Annotated in this window: 18 protein-coding genes and 1 pseudogene; 6 read left to right on the forward strand and 13 right to left on the reverse strand. The window is 66.7% G+C overall.

The features are described from left to right. Nucleotides 1-98: 98 nt before the first annotated feature. The 6 genes from BS329_RS39945 to BS329_RS39965 form a co-directional block, all read right to left on the reverse strand. Nucleotides 99-1,334 (reverse strand): phage major capsid protein, encoded by a 1,236-nt coding sequence (locus tag BS329_RS39945; protein WP_084750818.1) that lies wholly within the window; start codon nucleotides 1,332-1,334, stop codon nucleotides 99-101. A 171-nt stretch (nucleotides 1,335-1,505) separates the two neighbouring features. Beyond that, entirely contained in the window at nucleotides 1,506-1,775 is a 270-nt protein-coding gene (locus BS329_RS39950) for a hypothetical protein (RefSeq protein ID WP_076168609.1), read from the reverse strand. After that, nucleotides 1,772-1,921 (reverse strand): hypothetical protein, encoded by a 150-nt coding sequence (locus tag BS329_RS43690; protein ID WP_158075887.1) that lies wholly within the window; start codon nucleotides 1,919-1,921, stop codon nucleotides 1,772-1,774. The genes BS329_RS39950 and BS329_RS43690 overlap by 4 nt, the downstream gene beginning before the upstream one ends. A 293-nt stretch (nucleotides 1,922-2,214) precedes the next feature. After that, complete coding sequence (locus tag BS329_RS39955) at nucleotides 2,215-3,327, reverse strand: AAA family ATPase (RefSeq protein ID WP_076168610.1); 1,113 nt, start codon at nucleotides 3,325-3,327, stop codon at nucleotides 2,215-2,217. Further along, complete coding sequence (locus tag BS329_RS39960) at nucleotides 3,327-3,707, reverse strand: hypothetical protein (RefSeq protein ID WP_076168612.1); 381 nt, start codon at nucleotides 3,705-3,707, stop codon at nucleotides 3,327-3,329. Before BS329_RS39960 ends, BS329_RS39955 begins: the two co-directional genes overlap by 1 nt. Continuing rightward, entirely contained in the window at nucleotides 3,704-3,898 is a 195-nt protein-coding gene (locus tag BS329_RS39965; RefSeq protein ID WP_076168614.1) for a helix-turn-helix transcriptional regulator, read from the reverse strand. Before BS329_RS39965 ends, BS329_RS39960 begins: the two co-directional genes overlap by 4 nt. Nucleotides 3,899-4,072: 174 nt before the next feature. Between BS329_RS39965 and BS329_RS39970 the strand changes: the two genes are divergently transcribed. Beyond that, the gene (locus tag BS329_RS39970; protein ID WP_076168616.1) at nucleotides 4,073-4,597 is read left to right on the forward strand and encodes a hypothetical protein; all 525 of its coding nucleotides are present in this window, start codon (nucleotides 4,073-4,075) and stop codon (nucleotides 4,595-4,597) included. Nucleotides 4,598-4,599: 2 nt separating this feature from the next. Then, nucleotides 4,600-5,802: a tyrosine-type recombinase/integrase gene (locus BS329_RS39975; RefSeq protein WP_076168618.1), complete on the forward strand. Its 1,203-nt coding sequence runs from the start codon at nucleotides 4,600-4,602 to the stop codon at nucleotides 5,800-5,802. Between the two features lie 128 nt (nucleotides 5,803-5,930). On the opposite strand, the gene BS329_RS39980 is transcribed toward BS329_RS39975, so the two are convergent. After that, nucleotides 5,931-6,323, reverse strand: coding sequence for an NUDIX domain-containing protein (locus tag BS329_RS39980; RefSeq protein WP_076168620.1), 393 nt, complete (start codon nucleotides 6,321-6,323; stop codon nucleotides 5,931-5,933). Nucleotides 6,324-6,401: 78 nt separating this feature from the next. On the opposite strand from BS329_RS39980, the gene BS329_RS39985 reads away from it, so the two are divergent. After that, nucleotides 6,402-7,559 carry an epoxide hydrolase family protein gene (locus BS329_RS39985; RefSeq protein ID WP_076168622.1) on the forward strand — a complete coding sequence of 386 codons (1,158 nt, stop codon included), beginning with the start codon at nucleotides 6,402-6,404 and terminating at the stop codon, nucleotides 7,557-7,559. Here the strand turns inward: BS329_RS39985 and BS329_RS39990 are convergent. Next, a complete protein-coding gene (locus BS329_RS39990; RefSeq protein ID WP_076168623.1) occupies nucleotides 7,552-8,598 on the reverse strand; it encodes a winged helix DNA-binding domain-containing protein in 1,047 nt (348 codons plus the stop codon). The two genes, BS329_RS39985 and BS329_RS39990, sit on opposite strands and share 8 nt — an antisense overlap. A 75-nt stretch (nucleotides 8,599-8,673) precedes the next feature. Here BS329_RS39990 and BS329_RS39995 point away from each other — a divergent pair. Next, nucleotides 8,674-9,120 (forward strand): annotated as a pseudogene (locus BS329_RS39995) (HNH endonuclease signature motif containing protein); the annotation flags it as partial. 317 nt (nucleotides 9,121-9,437) lie between these two features. On the opposite strand, the gene BS329_RS40000 reads toward BS329_RS39995, so the two are convergent. From BS329_RS40000 to BS329_RS40005, 3 genes are all read right to left on the reverse strand, one after another. Next, nucleotides 9,438-10,511 carry a SagB/ThcOx family dehydrogenase gene (locus tag BS329_RS40000; protein WP_076168625.1) on the reverse strand — a complete coding sequence of 358 codons (1,074 nt, stop codon included), beginning with the start codon at nucleotides 10,509-10,511 and terminating at the stop codon, nucleotides 9,438-9,440. 52 nt (nucleotides 10,512-10,563) lie between these two features. Further along, a complete protein-coding gene (locus BS329_RS45340; RefSeq protein WP_279628257.1) occupies nucleotides 10,564-10,686 on the reverse strand; it encodes a hypothetical protein in 123 nt (40 codons plus the stop codon). Between the two features lie 81 nt (nucleotides 10,687-10,767). Further along, complete coding sequence (locus BS329_RS40005; protein WP_076168627.1) at nucleotides 10,768-13,698, reverse strand: AfsR/SARP family transcriptional regulator; 2,931 nt, start codon at nucleotides 13,696-13,698, stop codon at nucleotides 10,768-10,770. Nucleotides 13,699-14,135: 437 nt separating this feature from the next. On the opposite strand from BS329_RS40005, the gene BS329_RS40010 reads away from it, so the two are divergent. Together BS329_RS40010 and ku are read left to right on the forward strand one after the other, a co-directional pair. Next, on the forward strand, nucleotides 14,136-14,414 hold the full coding sequence (locus tag BS329_RS40010; RefSeq protein ID WP_076168629.1) for a YggT family protein: 279 nt from the start codon (nucleotides 14,136-14,138) through the stop codon (nucleotides 14,412-14,414). Between the two features lie 56 nt (nucleotides 14,415-14,470). Continuing rightward, nucleotides 14,471-15,409, forward strand: a complete 939-nt coding sequence (gene ku, locus BS329_RS40015; protein ID WP_076168630.1) for a non-homologous end joining protein Ku — start codon at nucleotides 14,471-14,473, stop codon at nucleotides 15,407-15,409. Here the strand turns inward: ku and BS329_RS40020 are convergent. Then, nucleotides 15,396-16,043 carry a B3/B4 domain-containing protein gene (locus tag BS329_RS40020; protein WP_076168632.1) on the reverse strand — a complete coding sequence of 216 codons (648 nt, stop codon included), beginning with the start codon at nucleotides 16,041-16,043 and terminating at the stop codon, nucleotides 15,396-15,398. The genes ku and BS329_RS40020 overlap by 14 nt on opposite strands. 12 nt (nucleotides 16,044-16,055) lie before the next feature. Further along, the gene (locus tag BS329_RS40025) at nucleotides 16,056-16,667 is read right to left on the reverse strand and encodes a LysE family translocator (RefSeq protein WP_076168670.1); all 612 of its coding nucleotides are present in this window, start codon (nucleotides 16,665-16,667) and stop codon (nucleotides 16,056-16,058) included. Nucleotides 16,668-16,737 lie beyond the last annotated feature (70 nt).

Genomic DNA, 16,737 nt, shown 5'->3' on the forward strand with positions numbered 1-16,737 from the left:
TGCCCGAGCTGGCGGGCATTGGGACAAGACGACGTGCAAGGACTGCGGAGATGTCCGGGGCCTGACGTGGGTTCCGGCGAAGCCCTTGTAACTACGGGCTAGGCGGTCAAGTCCAGCTTGACGACTCCAGCGGGGCGCGTGACCGCGAAGCCGAACCGCCCTTCGCAGCGGAAGCGGATCATGTTGGCCTCGAACAGGTTTCCGTCCTCGCCTTCGCCGAAGAGGTCCTTCTCGTAGGTGTTCTCCGACCACGTGATCGACGCGTCCTCGCGTGCCTTGAGCACGGTGGAACCGGCGAAGTCCGCCAACCATCCCGTGCCCGCTGTAACCGAAGTGGACAGGACAACCGGTGCCGACCACAAGCGACGGGCCGCGCGGTCCACCGGAAGCGCTTGCCCTGCCTGGGTGAGCAGGTAGCCGTTGGCGTTGGCGGCAAGCTCGATGTTCTGCCAGTCAACCGGGTGTAGCAGCCACCCGGAACCGTTGAGGGACAGCACTTCCAGTTTGGTCACAGCCTGCCGGGTAGTGGTCAGCAAGTCGGTCGCCCATGCCTGGCTCTGCGTGCCGGAGGTGAAGTTCAATCCGGTCGGGCGGTCGCCGGCGCCGTCCCCGTTGACGATCTCGTTCTCCAGCGCCTCTTCAAGGCCGAGCCGAAGCTCTGTGTCCACAAAGGCCGCTAGCATCGGTGCGTCCGCGAGGTCCTGCCGTGCAACGGGTTCAGTCAAGTGCGCGATCGTTGCGGACCGACCTTCCCGACGCTCCATTGTGTACCGGCTGGTCGGCTTCTTGGCTCCCCGCGGAACGACCTTCGCCTTGTTCTCCCGGAGTGTTTGACGCATGTACGCCCAGACTCCGACAGTGTCCTTTTCGGTCGGAATGAGCTGTCGCAGAGCGAGCACGGGTTCGGACTCGCGCACGGGCTGCGTGGCGAGCGGCACGGACACCATCACGGTGCCGGACGGCGTCAGCGACTTGAACCGTCCAAAATGGTCGCTGTTCTGCCGGGTGATCTCGGTGCCCCAGGTACTTCCACCCAGAGACTTCAATCGGGGGTTCTCCGGGGTGGCTCCGCCGGTGTCCGCTGGTCCGCCCGTCGCGTCGGCAAACTCCTTGATCCAGCTCGACACTTTGCGATCGTTCGCCTTCTGCTCCTCGGCCTTGACTTCGGCGAGCAGCGGCTGAATTCGCTTCGCCTCAGCCATGAAGTGCTCGACGGCGTCCCGTTCCTCACCTGTAAAGTCACGGCGCGCGTTCTCTGCCTTCGCCGCGATATCCTTCGCTGCCAGCAAGTTTTCGCGCATCTGCGCGCGGAGACGATCAGCTTTTGTCATCATCGAAATCGGTCCTTGAGATCAGGTGTGATCAGTGAACGGCGGACTTCGCGGAACGCGTGCGGGGCGCGGAGATCGCGCGGGCACGGTCGCAGTGGCGGGCTGGCCGATTCGGCGGGTGTCCGGGCTGGCCGTGGCGCACCACGGCGGACCGTCACCCCCGACAAGATCACCTTACCCGACGCGCCCGATGTAGCGCGAGATCTCGAACCCCGCGCACCACTCGGTCGCCTCGGCCAGACCGTCGCGGAGCGGCACCAGCCGAACCGCCCTGTCCGGATATGCCCACCAGGTCGCGCCGTCGGTGGTCAGCACTTGAATGACGCCGTCGTTGTCCAGGCAAGCCACCGTGGGCCGTCCAATCTCGACAGTCAGGGGAAGATGTCGGGACAAGGCCACAAGGCCGTCTTCGGCCGTCTCAGGGCTGCAATTCAGGGTCTTCACGCGTGTGTCTCCGTGTCATCGTCCAGCAGCTCCCGCAACCGGGTCTCCAGCCGGTCACGCTCGGCTTCGAGCAGCGGCAGGCGATCCGCGAACACCTGCGACCAGTTCAACCGGATATCACGGTGCTCGTCCTCCAGCGCCTCCAAGGCTCGCTGAATGCGCCGTAACTCGTACTCTGCGGCTCGTCGGCACCCCGGCGAGCAGTACGCGGGCTTACGGCCCGGCCCTGCACGCTCGGGGAGCGTCCGGCCGCACTTGCGGCACTTGCTCATTTCTCCACCTTTCACAGTCTGGTTTTCCGGGACGCCACGCACGGCACCACCAGCACGGTCTTGAGGCTCGTCCCGGCTCATCCTGCCGACGCCCTACCCCCTCAGGCAGTCCCAGTCCCGTCCATTCCCACCCCTAAAGGGGTGTGGGAATTGGGAATGGACTCCCGCTACTCGTGGGAATCCGTGGGACTCGTGGGAATCTCCGTTTGCCTATTGTGGACAGACAGGGTGTAGATCGTGCTCCGACCCTCCTTGCGTTCGACCACCAAACCCTTCCCGACCAGCTCGTTTACCGCCCGGTAGTAGGTGGTCTTGGGCAGGTCGCTGGCGTCGCGGAGTTCGGTCTTGGTCGCGCCGCGAGTCCCAAACGAGTCCCGAAGCACTGTCAACAGCGCGTGTTCGGATGATCTTGTGAGGGCGGCGATTCCCACGGCACTTTGGGACAGAATCAGACTGCCTCCGACAGGCTCGGCGGCGAGCACGAGCGGCGGCTGTTCGGGCGCGTCCTTCTGCTTGGTGTTGCTGATCTCCACCACGTTCCCGTCCCGCGTGATACGCAGGATGGTGTCCGCTCCACCTTCCAGCGCCGTCGACCCGCGCATGTTCTCGCCCGCACGGGGTTCGTGGTGCACCACGAGAATGCTGGCTCCGCTGGCACGTCGTAGCCGATCGAGCGCGTCGACGAACCGCGCCATGTCCTTCGTGCTGTTCTCGTCACCGCCGAGTGTGACTTTCGATTGGGTGTCGATGATGACCAGCACGGGCCGCAACTCGGCCAGCAGCCGAATAAATGCCTCCACATCCAGGCTGTGCAGCATTTGCACGGGAACGGGCAGGAACACCGCGTTCTCCACGGCGGTGCCGTGCGCGAGTTCCCACGCGTCGACCCGTGTGGACAGTCCGGCCGCGCCTTCCGCGATCAGGTACAGCACAGTGCCCCGCTTGACGGGGTGACCGTGCCATCCGGTGCCGGTGTCGACGCAGCAGGCGATATCAACCGCTGTGAAGGACTTCAACGTGCCCGGCTTCCCGTGCAACCAGGCGAGAGTGTTCCTGTACAGGTAACCCTCGACCAGCGGTTCGGACGGTTGAATACTGCGGAGTTGCCGGGCGGTAAGCAGTTCCGCCCGTAGTTGCGCGCATCGTGCGTCTACTGCGGACTCGCGATCGTCGGACGGTGGTTCATCGATGTGGAGGGCGTCCGGATGCGGGTCCTCGGTGGACGTCGTCTGTCCACTCTGGAGTAACGCGCGTCCTTGCGAGCTGAGTTCGGGGATCATCAGGCCGCCGCCGACCGATCGTCCTCGTGACGCGAACAGAACACGTCGTGTCGCGGAGCGGGCCAGGGCACGGACAGCACCATCCGGCAATCACGCGCGCCGCACCGCCGAGGGGTGACCGGCTCGGCACGGCGCCGTTCCAGCTCGGCGTAGGTGGGGACGCGGGCGAACGCACGCCAATCCAGTGCAGCACAGACCGCGCCGGACGCCTGCCGCATCGCGGTGCGCCTGGACCACTCGCCCCATTCGGCGAGCAGTTCGGCGACGTGCGGCGAACTGTTCAGCGTCCGCCACGATTCGGCATCGTGGGCAAGCGCCTGAAACTCGGCGCGGCTCAACGTCACAGTGCGGAGGTCTTCCGCCGGGGGCTGGCCGATCACGAGAGGCGTCCCCCTGTGGCCTCGTGAGCCTTCTCCCACTTCTCGACGTCGACCAGCCGGTACCGGACATGCTTTCCGATCTTGAGGTAGCGCGGGCCGTCGCCGCGTGAGTTCCACTGGTAGACGGTCGCCGGGGGCACCCCCACCCGTTCGGCGAATTCCTTGATCGTCAAGTGCTTGCTGACCGTCATCAGTCCTTGCCCTTCCTGGTGATCAACTGCTGACGGTTGCCACTATGTACATGGTTGTGTCATGGTGTCTTTGGTCGAACCCGGCAGATTGGTGACAAGGTGGAGAAACCAGCACGACGACGAATCACGTTCCCCCAGGGGTGGGCCGAGTTCGATGACGTGAACCCCAGGTGGGTGCGCGTGCGCGATCAGCTCATCCCCCCGGAAGTCATGGTCGAGATGCCCAGCGCGCCCGACCTTCCCTCGCTCACGATGAAGATCGAGATGCGCAAAGAGGTGCCGGTGTGCACCGAGATCACGATCCGGGCGAAAGAGGACGGGCGCGAGGTGCGCACGACGGATCTTCGCGCGGTTCAGCTCCAGGACCTCCTAGAGCTGATCGTGACCGCCGTCTCCAGCAAGATCATTTCGGCGGGGCCGGAGGGCCTGGTCCTTGGCGACAACCAGGGCGCGACGACGGAGAACTTTGACGCCGCCCTCGCGACGATCCGCGCGGCCCGGAAGGGCACGCGGGCGCGCATCACGGATGACTTCCTGCGGGAGGTGGCCGAGACCTACCGCGCCAATGTCGACGGCAGTCCCACCAAGGCCGTCGAGGAGAAGTACGGCGTCGAGTACCGAACCGCTGCCCGGTGGGTGGAACGGGCACGCGCCAAGGGCTATCTCCCCGCAACCACCCCCGGCAAACGAAAGGCGTAACGATGACTGTTGAAGACCGTTGGCATCACAAGGGAACGCGCAAGCGCACCAAGGACTACGGACGCGGTAAACGCTGGCGCGTCCGGAACCCCGGAACCCCGGTGCGTTCGTTCGAGAAGAAATCGGACGCGGAGGACTACGACACGTCCGTCAAGTCGGACCTGCTGAAGGGCATGATGCCGTTCGACGTCACCAAGGGGCGCATCCCGTTCCGGGAGTACTGCGAAGAGCACTGGCTCCCCAACCACCCCGGTACTCCCAATTCGCTCCGGACGATCAAGTCGAGGCTGGAGAACCACATCTACCCGCACTTCGGCGACAAGCGCATGTACGACTGCCGCCCGTCCACGGTGAACGGCTGGAAGACGACCATGCGCACCAAGACCGCCAAGCGCGGCGGCGGGAAACTCTCGGACGCGACGATCCTCGCGTGCTGGATCCATCTCGGCGGGATCTTCCGGTCCGCGAAGATCGACGGCGTGATCGCGGTCCACCCGTTCGAGGGGGTGGAGCGGGTGGACGAACCGCGCCGGGGTCATATGCGGTTGCTGGAGGACGACACCGTGGACGGCATCCTGGAGGCGTTCCCGGACCGCTACCACGGGATTCCGCTCGTGTCGGCCACCTGCGGGCACCGACAGGGCGAATCGTTCGCCGTCGCCGTCGAGGACCTGGACTTCCTCCGGCGCAAGATCGAGATCCGGCATCAGGTGCAGGTGATCGACGGGGAGTTGAAGCTAGTCGCCCCGAAGCGGGGATCTGTGCGCACGGTGCCGCTCCCGACGCCCACAGGGGACGCCCTGGCCGCGCACATCGAGCGCTACGGCACCACGGCTGTCCGGTGCGAGTGCTGCAACCGGGTCAACCACCTGCTGTTCGTCACCGAGTCCGGCGAACTGCTCAACTTCACCAAGTTCAACCGGACGCTCTGGCACCCCGCGATCAAGGCGGCCGGGCTGGACCCGGCCGCCGACGACGAGACCGGTCAGCACCTGCTACGGCACTACTACGTGTCTCTCCTGATCGACGCCCACACCAACCCGAAGGCCATTCAGCAGTACGTCGGCCACAAGCACATGAGCACCACCATGGACGTGTACGGAGGCCTGTTCGAGCGGGCACACGAACAGGCCACCGGAGTCCTCGACCGCGCGTTCGCTGGACGCGCCCGCTCGTACCCAGCGCGTACCGCGAAGGGCGCCTGAGGTGGCTTCGCGCAGGTCAGAGCAGGTTTTTGTCGTGAAAGGGTCTTTCAAGACGAAAAGTGTCTTGAAAGCCCCTTTCATCGTCGTCCACAGTGACCGTCGCATGTGGAGTGACCGGTCACCCGCGATCAGCCGTCGAGTGCCTGGCGGAAATGCTCGGCGACGTCGAGTCCGGCGGCTTCTTCCCGGGTGCACCAGGTGAAGGCGTCGTGTTCCTCGGGATCGAGCACGACTTCACCCGGTTCGTCTTCGGCGAGCGCGTACACCGTGGCGTGGATCCGCATCGGCCTGCCCTCGACGTCGTCCCAGCTGTGCGCTCCGCGTTCGCCGGTGACCCGCACGGTCAGCCCGGTCTCCTCGGCGAACTCGCGGACCACGGTTTCCGCGGTCGCCTCGCCCGGCTCGACTGTCCCGCCAGGAAGTTCCCAGTGACCGCCGAGGAAAGAGCCCGGCCGCCGCCGGATGAACAGGATCTTCCCGTCGCGGATGAGCCTGCCGTAGGCCAAGTACTTGTCCGTCACCAGCGCATCTTCCCGTATCCGGCGAAGCTTTCCGATCGAGGACCGATCCTGTCCTCGATTGCTCGTAGCGTACGCATTATGGAAAACACCGAGATCCGCCCCTTCCGCCTCGACGTCCCCCAGGAGCAGCTCGACGAACTGCACGCGAAGCTCGACAGCGCCCGCTGGCCTGCTCCGCTTCCTGGCGACGGTTGGGACACCGGAGTGCCGGTGACGTGGCTGCGCGGGCTCGCCGACTACTGGCGTCAGGGCTACAACTGGCGTGCCGTCGAAGCCAGGATCAACTGCTTCCCGCAATTCACCACGGTCATCGATGGACAGCGGATTCACTTCCTGCACGTCCGCTCGGCCGAGGCCGACGCGACCCCGCTGGTCCTCACGCACGGCTGGCCGGGATCGGTGGTGGAGTTCCTGGACGTCATCGGTCCGCTCACCGATCCGCGAGCGCACGGTGGCGACCCGGCGGACGCGTTCCACGTCGTGATCCCGTCGCTGCCCGGCTTCGGTTTCTCGGGCCCGGTTTCGGATTCCGGCTGGACCATGCCGAGGATCGGCCGTGCGTGGGCGGAGTTGATGCGCCGTCTCGGCTACGAACGCTACGGCGTGCAGGGCGGTGACCTCGGTGCTTCGGTGTCGCCGGAGATCGGCCGGGTCGCGCCGGACAAGGTGATCGGAGTGCACGTCAACGGCGGGCTGACGCCGATGCCCCCGATGGAGGTGTCGGAGGAGGAACTGGCTTCGCTCACCGACATCGAGCGCGATCGCATCGAGCGGATCGGCGCCTTCATGCGGGAGGAGTTCGGATACATCTCGATCCAGTCGACCCGGCCGCAGACGCTCGGCTACGGGCTGGTGGACTCGCCGGTCGCCCAGCTGGCGTGGATCATGGACAAGTTCCGTGAGTGGACGCATCCGCGCCCGACGCTCCCGGACGAGATCATCGACCGCGACACGCTGCTCACCAACGTCATGTTCACCTGGCTCACCGGGACGGCGGCATCGTCGGCATACGTCGGCTACGCGCAGGCGGAAACCTGGGGTGAGGTGGAGAAGAACTCCGGGGTGCCGACGGCGGCGCTGATCTTCGCGCACGATGTCGGGATCCGGCGGTACTCGGAGGACGCGCACACGATCGTGCGGTGGACCGACGTGGATCGCGGCGGCCACTTCGCGGCGTTGGAGGAGCCCGAGATCCTGGTCGCGGACGTGCGGGAATTCTTCCGGTCCCTCAACTGACGAGGACGGCCGGTTCACCGAGGAATCGGCCGTAATCGTCCACTTCGGACTCAAGACCGGTGATGGCGGTCCGCGTAAGCGCGGCGAAGGGCTCGATGACGACCTTCGTCTGCTTCGCGGTCCGCTTGGTGTACCAGACTCCGGCGATCCGGCCGTCCACCAGCACGGTGGGCGCGATCATCCCGCCACCCGAGTTGACGCGCTTCGCCTCGGCCGGGTCGAGGAGCAGATCGCGGTCGCGGTAACCCAGCAGATAGGTGTCGAAGGCACCGAGCAGGCGAGGCGGACAGGAGGATGCGGACAGATCGGTTTCCCTGAGGGCGAAGCCGTTGCTCGTCGGTGTGAGTTCCAGGGCGTCGAAGGCCTTGCGGCAGACGCCGAGCGGGAGGCCGGACCAGGCGCCGAAGTCCTCGGCCGTCGCGATGCCGTACGCGGTCAGGTAACGGCGGGCGAGTTCCCCGTGCGGGTCGTCCGGGGTGTCGTCCTCGGTGATCCACTCGTAGAGGAGAACGTACGTCGGCTCCGTTCCGTCGTCCGGACCTCGGCAGAGCAGCCCGCGATTGGCCGCGTACGCCAGGAGGTGGGCTGGTGCCTGAGACTTCGCGTCGAGTGCGATCCCGTTGCCTGCCAGGCCGTCCAAGATCTCCTGACGAGTGAGTGCCTTGCCCGGCAAGAGATCCTGAAGGTGGTTCAACGCTTGTTCGCAGAGTTCGTCGGTGAGGTCGAGCTGCCTGCGGCGTCCTTGGCCCGCCTGCGCGTTGCGCGGCCCGAACAAGCGGTTCAGCCAGCGGAGGTCCGCCGCCGGGACCAGGTGGAGCGTCTTGCGCATCAGCCAGGTGCGTGCCACCGCGCGGGACGCGTCGACGTCCGACGTGGTCAAACCGCGGCTGCGGACGCGGACCGCGAGCCTGGCGGCGGGACTCGACTGCGCCTGGATCGCGGCGACCGACCGGGTCACGGCGAGCACGTCCGCGGCCGGTGCGTCGAGTAGTTGCGCTCGGGCGCGGACCGCGCGGATGTCGTTTTCGGACAGCGTCACCCCTTGACGATCTCATGGGACCGCGCGGCTACGGTGGAGCCGTGACCCAGTCCGCGTGCCCGGCCGCCCTGCGGGGGGCACGGTCACCTTCCGGCGTCACTGGCCCGGCACATCGCGACCGGACCCAACACCGTCCTGCGCCGCATCATCACCGACCCACCATCCGGGCACGTGCTGGACCTCGGCCGGGACCGCTACCGGCCCACCGCCGGTCTCGGCGAATACGTCCGGGTGCGGGACCGTGAATGCCGAAGACCGGGCTGCCACCGCCCTGCCCACGCCTGCGATCTCGATCATTCGGTGCCCTGGCAGTTCAGTGGCCACACCGACGCCGCCGACCTCGTCAGCTTCTGCCGCCGAGACCACCGATTGAAAGACGAGCCTGGCTGGACCTACCGGCTCGCACCCGACGGCACCCTCACCATCACCACCCCCACCGGACAGCGACACGACAGCACGCCTCCACCCCTCCACGAACCCCGCCCGAAGCCACCCCTGACGGATATGCCGCCACCGTTCTGACACCGTTGCCAAGAAACGGCAACACCGCCTGAGCAGGCCACGGCACAGGACCGACGACGACGCTTCGGCCGCTTGCCCGACAACCCGACGACACATCGCCGCGACCCCGCCCGAAGAAAGCACCGCCACCCGGGCCGTCGCCGAAAAACGGCCACGCCTGCATCTTCAGTCCAGCGGCCTGAACCGACGCCCGCGCACTGTCGAGGACGCGGACGGTGCTGAGTCGACTTATGGCTTCATCGTCCAACCACCGACGCGGCCGATCGTCCGCGGAAGTCGAAGCAGGCCATCGCGGAGGCGCCGAAACCAGGCGCTCCTCACACTCGGGTGCCGAGTACCGACATGCCGAGCACCAGTTCGTTCGCCGGGTCGCAGCCGAGGAGGTCTTCGACCAGTTCGTCGCGGAGCGCCGCGGTGAACGTGACGTTCAGTCCGAGCGCCGTCGCCAGCAGGTAGACGGTCTGGCTGAGATGCCCGACGTCCATCAGCAGTACCCGGTACGTCCGGCTCACCGGATATTTCCACTGGTTCCGCTCGATGACGCTGGTGTAGATCAACAGCGCGCCGGCGTTCCCGGCCCAGTGCTGATCGCCGGCGAGCGCGACCAGTTCGTCGTCGTCGATTTTGCCGTCCAGTGGCGTGAGCCCGTGCCGGAATCCGTCGTAGTGGTAGATCCCGCGATCCAGCTCCTCGACGTTCCTCGCGTAGACGTACACCTCTGTCGGATGCCGGGCCCCGCCCGACGGGCTCGTCTTGAAGACGTTCCCCGTGGCAGGGATGTTCGGGTGCGTCTCCGGCCTCGTCGGCCGGGCTGCCGTGAGGAGCGCGCTCAAGTCGCGCAGCCGCAAGGGTTCTTCACCGAACTCGCGGGTGCTTCTGCGCTGGTTCAGCGCGTCTCCGAGCCCGATCGCGTTCAGTGGTTCCGCTGACGGTTCGGGCAGCGGTATCGCGTCGTACGCGCCCGAAGGCCTCACCGGAGAAGGCGGAGGGCTGGCCTTCGCCTTCTCCAGCAAGGTTTTCGCCGTCATTTCGCTGGTCGTGAACTCGGTCTCCCGCAACGATCGGGTGCCGAAGTGAAACGCCCGCGCGGACGCCCCCCAAGGCCCCCAATCCCGAAGGATCTCTTCCTCCCGCAGCTGACGGGAAGAACCTTTGATCACCAGCACTTCGTACCGGATCATCGCTCGCGCGATACGGACGAGTCTTTCCCCTGTCTCGGGATTGTCGTCCGCCGCACGGACCGATTCCGGTTCTCGCCAAGAACTGAACCATCGCAGGACGCGTTCGGTTCCTTCGGCGAGTTTGAGCTGGCGATGTCCGAGGTGATCGTCCCAGACGACGTCACCATCGGACCAATAGAGCGTTCCACAAGAGGAAACCCTTACCAGCATCGAATGTCTTGCGCCCCAGTCCCCAGTAATACTTTCCGATACTTCAGGTCATTCAGTGGTGTGAGCGGAAAGGAGGCCCGCCGGTCGGCGGCGGCTCGAACCCGCCCCAGGTGCCTTGCGCCTTGTACTCCGCTTCGAGCTCCAGTAAGAACTCTTCGTCGTCATCATCGTGCATGTCGCCGATCCTCTCCGTGAGCGGTTACTCCGGTCAAGCGAATATGCCTACGCCAACAGAGTACCGGAGGAGAACGACAAATTACGCCGAGTAATCACCCAGGAGCTGTTTGAGTTCGCGAACCTCAGTGGAGTCGGAAACTCCCAAAGCGGTGTACAAGCGCAAAGCGAAGCGGCGATGACTGTCCGCTTTCGGTTGCTCACCGAGAATGTCGAACGCGATCGCCATCTCCTTGTGGGCGATGGGCAGCATGCTGCGATTCCCGGTCGATTCCAGCACTTCCACCGCGGTGGTGAACTGGGTGATCGCGAGTGCGGCATCGCCGGTTTCCCGCGAATTCATGCCGAGGGCCAGAAAGCATTCCGCCTCGAGATCGGGAGATTCGTTCTCGTGGGCCAGTCGCAGTGCCTGGTCGAGTTCCGCGGCGGCTTCGGGATGCCGTCTGTTCTCGGTGTGGATCAGTCCGATCCGGTGCCTGGCGCGGGCCTCGATGAGCACGCTGCCATGGGCGTGGGCGGTCTCGCGTACCCAGCCGAGGTGTTCGATCGCCTCGTCCGACTCACCCCTGAGCCAGTGGGTGACACCCGAATTGCCCCTTGCCCGGCACTGCATCCGCACGTCGCCGGTGGTCGCGGCCAGTTCGAACACCTCGTTGAACAACCGGTTCGCCTCGGTGAACTCGTTGAGCCGCCACAGGGTCAGCGCGTACATGTGCAGGGCCTGGTACTCGAGGACCACGTTCCCCGTGACCCGTGCGGCGGACAGGGCGAGCGTCTCCAGTTCCCTGGCCTGGCGGTAGTAGCCGCGGTTGTCGAAGTAGCGCCAGACCGCCGAGCAGAACGGCACGAGGTCCGAATACTGCTGGTGGTTGTTCATCGCGACGGCCACCGGCAGGACGTTCTGCCAGTGCGCGTCCATCCAGTGCGCGGCCTGGTCGTAGTCGGCGAAGGACTGTCCGTACTCGCTCTTCGGGACCTCGAGGCCGCCTGGCTCCTCTTCGGAATCCGGGTCGATGAACTCCATCGCGGCCGCGACCGTGCTGCGGTAGTAATCGAACAGCCGCCGCATCATCGCTTCGCGCTGGTGTTCGGGCTCCTCCGCGAGCAGGAGTTCGCGGCCGTAGCTGCGGAGGAGATCGTGCATCTCGTAGCGGTCCATCGACGGCTGCCGCAAGAGGTTCACGTCGACGAGGCGTTCGGCCAGGCGGCGGGCCTCACCGAGGTCCACTTCCGCCAAGGCCGCCGTCGAAGGGAGGTCGAACGCGGCACCGGGGTGATGACTCAGGCGCCGGAACACCCGGCGTTCGGTTTCGGTCAAGTTCAGATAGGACACTCGGAACGCGCCCGCGACGTCGCGTTCCCCGGCGGTGAGTTCGCCGAACCGGTTCCGTTCGTCGCGCAGCTGCCTGGCGACGAAGTCGAGCGTCCACGACGCCCGCGCCCGCAGACGGCTCGCCGTGACGGCCAGCGCGAGCGGGAGATCGCCGCACAGGCTCGCCACCCGGTCGGCCGCGTCGGGGGACTCCTTCTTCAGCCGGGACGGTCCGACGATCCGGCCGAGCAGGTCCACCGCGTCCGCCCGGCTGAACGGTTCCAGGGAGAGCAGTTCGGCGCCGTCGAGGTCCACGAGCCGGGTCCGGCTGGTGATCAGCACACAGCAGCTCGCCGATCCGGGCAGCAGCGGGTGCACCTGGGCCGCCCCGATGGCGTTGTCCAGCACCAGGAGCACGCGTTTGCCTGCGAGGCAACTGCGGAACAACGCCGCCCGCTGCCCGGTCCCGGCGGGAATGTCCGAACCCTGGATGCCGAGTGACCGCAGCAGCGCCTCGAGTGCCGCGGCCGGGTCGACAGGGTCGCCCGCGGGTGAGAATCCTTCGAGGTTCACGAAGAGCTGTCCGTCGGAGAACAGCGGGGCGAGCCGATGCGCGGCGTGGACGGCCAGCGCCGTTTTCCCGACACCAGGCATGCCGTCGATCGCGATCAGCCGCGGTCCCGTCGAGGACTCGTCCTGGCCGACATCGAGGACAGTCCGCAGTTCCGTGGCACGACCGCCGAACGCGGGCAGGTCCGCGGGAAGCTGCGCGGGGCGGGGGAAGAGCGCCTTTTGCGCGTCCGCGTCCTCGCGGCGCCCGCCGGTGTCCATCCCGGCCCGGAGCCCGCCGACGCCGTAGCGGACGAGTGCGCCGTCCTCCAGCAGTTCGGCGTCGGTGCGGAGGATCTGCTGGTAAAGCGCGCACAGTTCGGCACTCGGGTCGACACCGAGTTCCTCGGCGAGCGCGTTCCTGGTCCGGTCGAACGTCCTGAGCGCGTCGGCGCCGCGGCCCGCCCGGTACAGCGCCAGCATGGTGAGGCACTGGAGCGTTTCGCGGGTGGGATGCCAGGCGGCGAGGTCGAAGGCCTCGCGGGCCGCCACGTCGGTCTCACCAAGCCGGAGCCTGGCGCCGATCAGGAGTTCGCAGGCGGCGAGGCGTTCTTCGTCGAGTCGTCGCGCCGTCTGCTCGATGGCGTCGCCTTCGAGACCGTCGAAGGCCGGGCCGCGCCAGAGCGCGAGCGCTTCGGCGAGCTTGGCCGCCGCCTGGGAGAGCAGCCCGGCGGCCAGGAGTTCGGCGCCCTGGTTGTAGTCCGCTTCGAAGCGGGCCGAGTCGAGCGAGGCGCTGCTGATGACGACGCGGTACGCGGAGCCGGTGGTGACCACGGCGGACCGCGCCGCGCCGAGATCGTGCCGCAGCCGCGCGATCGCGTTGCTGACCTGGCGGACCGCCGTCTTCGGCGGCCTGTCCGGCCACATCGTGCTGATCAGGTAGGACGCCGGGACCAGCCTGCCCGCGTTGATCAGCAGGGAGGCGAGGAGACGCTGTTCACGGCGTCCGCCGAGCCGGACGGGGACGCCGTCGACCTCGGCTTCGAGCGGGCCGAGGACGGAAAAGCTGAGCTGGGAGGGCTGGCCGGTGAGCTGCGGATCGCCGGAGGTGCGGGGCGATCCTCCCGATTCAGGTAAACGATCGGCGGTCATATGCGACTATGTCGTCCGAGACCGTGAGAGTGCTCAGCACTACCTCCCAGTCGTCCGCTCGCCCGGTGACCGGCACCCTAACCCACCGCTTCGCCCTCCAGCCAGATCGACGTGGGGGTACGCCGGGTGGCATTCGGCCTAACGGGCGGGTCCGCGCCTGCCTTGGAACCGGTCCGATCCTACCTCCGGCGGTCCCTGAGCTGCGCGGATGTCCGCCGGTGGAGAGCCGATGTAATTCCGATGCAGGGCCTTGGAAAGCTGAAGATGTCAGCTGGGCGGGTGCGGCGCGACGGGGCAGCGCGCCGAACCGCGATAGGGGCTCCGCGGCGGTTGGCCTTCGAACTGGGGGTGGCCAACCGCCCTGGTAGCCCCCTTCTCCCAGCACAGGCTGTTCCCAGCAAGGCACGGCACACTGGAGCAAAGAGGAGTGTGCCGTCATGAGTGCTCTTGGTGATCTGCTGGGCTTCCTGCTCACCCTGTTCCTGATCGTGCTCGTCGCCAGGATGGTGCTGGACTGGACCGTCAGTCTCGCCGCCCGGCCGCCCTCCTGGTCGTTCCGGGCCCGCGGGATCAGCCATCGGCTGACCGAGCCCGTGCTGGCGCCGGTCCGCCGCGTGGTCCGGCCGGTCCGGGCCGGTGGAGTGGCGTTCGACCTCGCCTTCACCCTCGTGTTCCTCGCGGTCGTCCTCCTGCAGTCCCTCGCGTTCAGCCTCTGACCAGGTGTGATCCGCGGCGATTCCGGGTACCAGGGCGGTGGAGGAGAGGAGTGCCCATGCGCCCGGTCTGGAGCGGTTCGCTTTCACTCGGTCTGGTGACGGTGCCGGTCCGTCTGTACAGCGCGGTCGAGGACCACACGGTGCACTTCCGCCAGTTCCAGCGCGGGACCGAGGACCGCATCCGGTACCGGCGAGTGAACGAGCGCACCGGCAAGGAAGTCGACTACGACGACATCGTCAAGGGTTACGAGCTCGACAGCGGCGAGTACGTCGTGGTCGAACCGGAGGAACTTGACGAGATCGCCCCCGGCCGGTCGAAGTCGCTCGACATCGAGAGCTTCGTCGAGCTGGACGCCATCGACCCCATGTTCTTCGACAAGACGTATTGGCTCGCGCCCGCGAAAGAGGAGTTCGAGCGTCCGTACGCGCTGCTGCTCGAAGCGATGCGTTCGTCGGGCAGGGCCGGGATCGCGAAGTTCGTCATGCGCGGCCGCGAGTACCTGGCGCTGGTCCGTTCGGGGGACGGCGTCATGGTGCTCAACACCCTGCATTTCGCCGCCGACCTGCGCGACCCCGCCGAGCAGTTGCCGGAGCTGCCCGGCAAGGCCAAGGCACGCGGCAAAGAACTCGACATGGCCGTCAACCTGATCGACGCGATGAGCGACGACTGGCGGCCCGAGGAGTACCGCGACACCTACACCGATCGCGTGCGGAAGCTGATCAAGGCCAAGAAGAAGGGCGAGACCATCACGCCCGCCACCGAACCGGGTCAGCCGACGAAGGTTGTCGACCTGTTCGAGGCCCTTTCGAAGAGCGTCGAGAGCGGGAAGTCCAAGAAGAAGGCTTCCGGCGCCAAGACCCCGAAGGCCGCGGCGAAGAAGGACCTGTCCTCGCTGTCGAAGGCGGATTTGGAGAAGCTGGCGCGGGAGCGGGACATCAAGGGACGGTCGAAGATGACGCGCGCCGGGCTGGAAAAGGCGCTCAAGGCTTCGTGACGACGCCCGCCGTCGCCAGTTCTTCCGCGATGGCTTCGATCAGCAGCCGGACGTCTTCGGCCGCCGTCGCGTGCAGCCCTTCCGACACGATCAGCACGTCGGACGTCGTGGCCGACACCGCGGAATGCCCGCTTTGCCGGTTCGTCCAGCGCCGCGCGTGGGCTTGGCCGTCTTCGTCGGCGAAGATCACCTCGCCCGGGTTCGGGTGCTCGACCGTGCCCGCGAAGGTCACGTATTTCTCGTCGCCCCGCGCGTGGCGGACTTCGAGCGAGCCGCTGATCTTCGCGACATCGAGCACCGCGACAGGGATGGCGTAGGCGACCGAAACCGCGTTGCAGAGGTCGATCACCGGATGGATCCGGGGGAGCGTGCCCTCCTTCCGAAGCCGCCGCAGCAATGATTCCGACGCGCAGCGGTACTGCGTCGGCTTCAGGCCCATCTTGGCGAATGCCCGGCGCCAGGCCTGGATCTCGGGAAATTCCGATTCCGGGCCGTCCGCGAGCCGTCGTGTCGCCCGCGCGACGAACTTTTCGAGGTCGACAGGCATCTCCGTGGTGATGCCGGTGGCCTGGAGGGTGCCGACGGCGAGGCCGGAGTGAGCGGCGCGGACGTCGGGGTGGTGCTGAAGTCGCATACGAGACCTCCTCTATTGGGTGGTGAACGCGAGTTTGGCGCCGAGCGCGGCGAAGGAACCGGCGAAGATCCGCCGCATCCAGGCGAGCACGCGCGGCCGGGAGAGGACGTGGTGGCGGACGCCGGCGGCGAGGACGCCGTACCCGCTGAACACGACGAACGTCGCCAGCATGAACACCCCGCTCAGCACCAGCATCCGCGGGATGGAGCCGGGCTCGCCCGCCGGGACGAACTGGGGCAGGAACGCGAAGAAGAACAGCGTCAGTTTCGGGTTCAGGACGTTGATCAGCACGCCGGAGGTGATCGTCCGCAGTGCCGACTCCGGTTCGGGCTCCCCGTCAACGACGATCGCGTCGCGGTCCTTCAGTGTCGCCCATGCCATGTAGAGAAGGTAAGCGACACCAAGGTATTTGATGATTTCGAAGGCCACCGCGCTCGCGTGCAGCAGCGCCGCGAGGCCGGTGATCGCGGCGACCATATGCGGCACGATGCCGAGGGTGCAGGCGGTCGCGGCGAGGACGCTCGCGCGTCTCCCGCGGGCCAGTCCGGCGGACAACGTGTACACCACGCCGGTGCCGGGCGTGGCGACCACGACCAGGGTGGTGATCAGGAAGGCGATGCTCACGCCGACCACTCTGCGCCCTCTTTGGTCTGGCGAACAGAGCCAAAGGCGCGCCACTCCAGTGGACCAAAGG

The sequence above is a fragment of the Amycolatopsis coloradensis genome (assembly GCF_001953865.1).
Classification (GTDB): Bacteria; Actinomycetota; Actinomycetes; order Mycobacteriales; family Pseudonocardiaceae; genus Amycolatopsis; species Amycolatopsis coloradensis.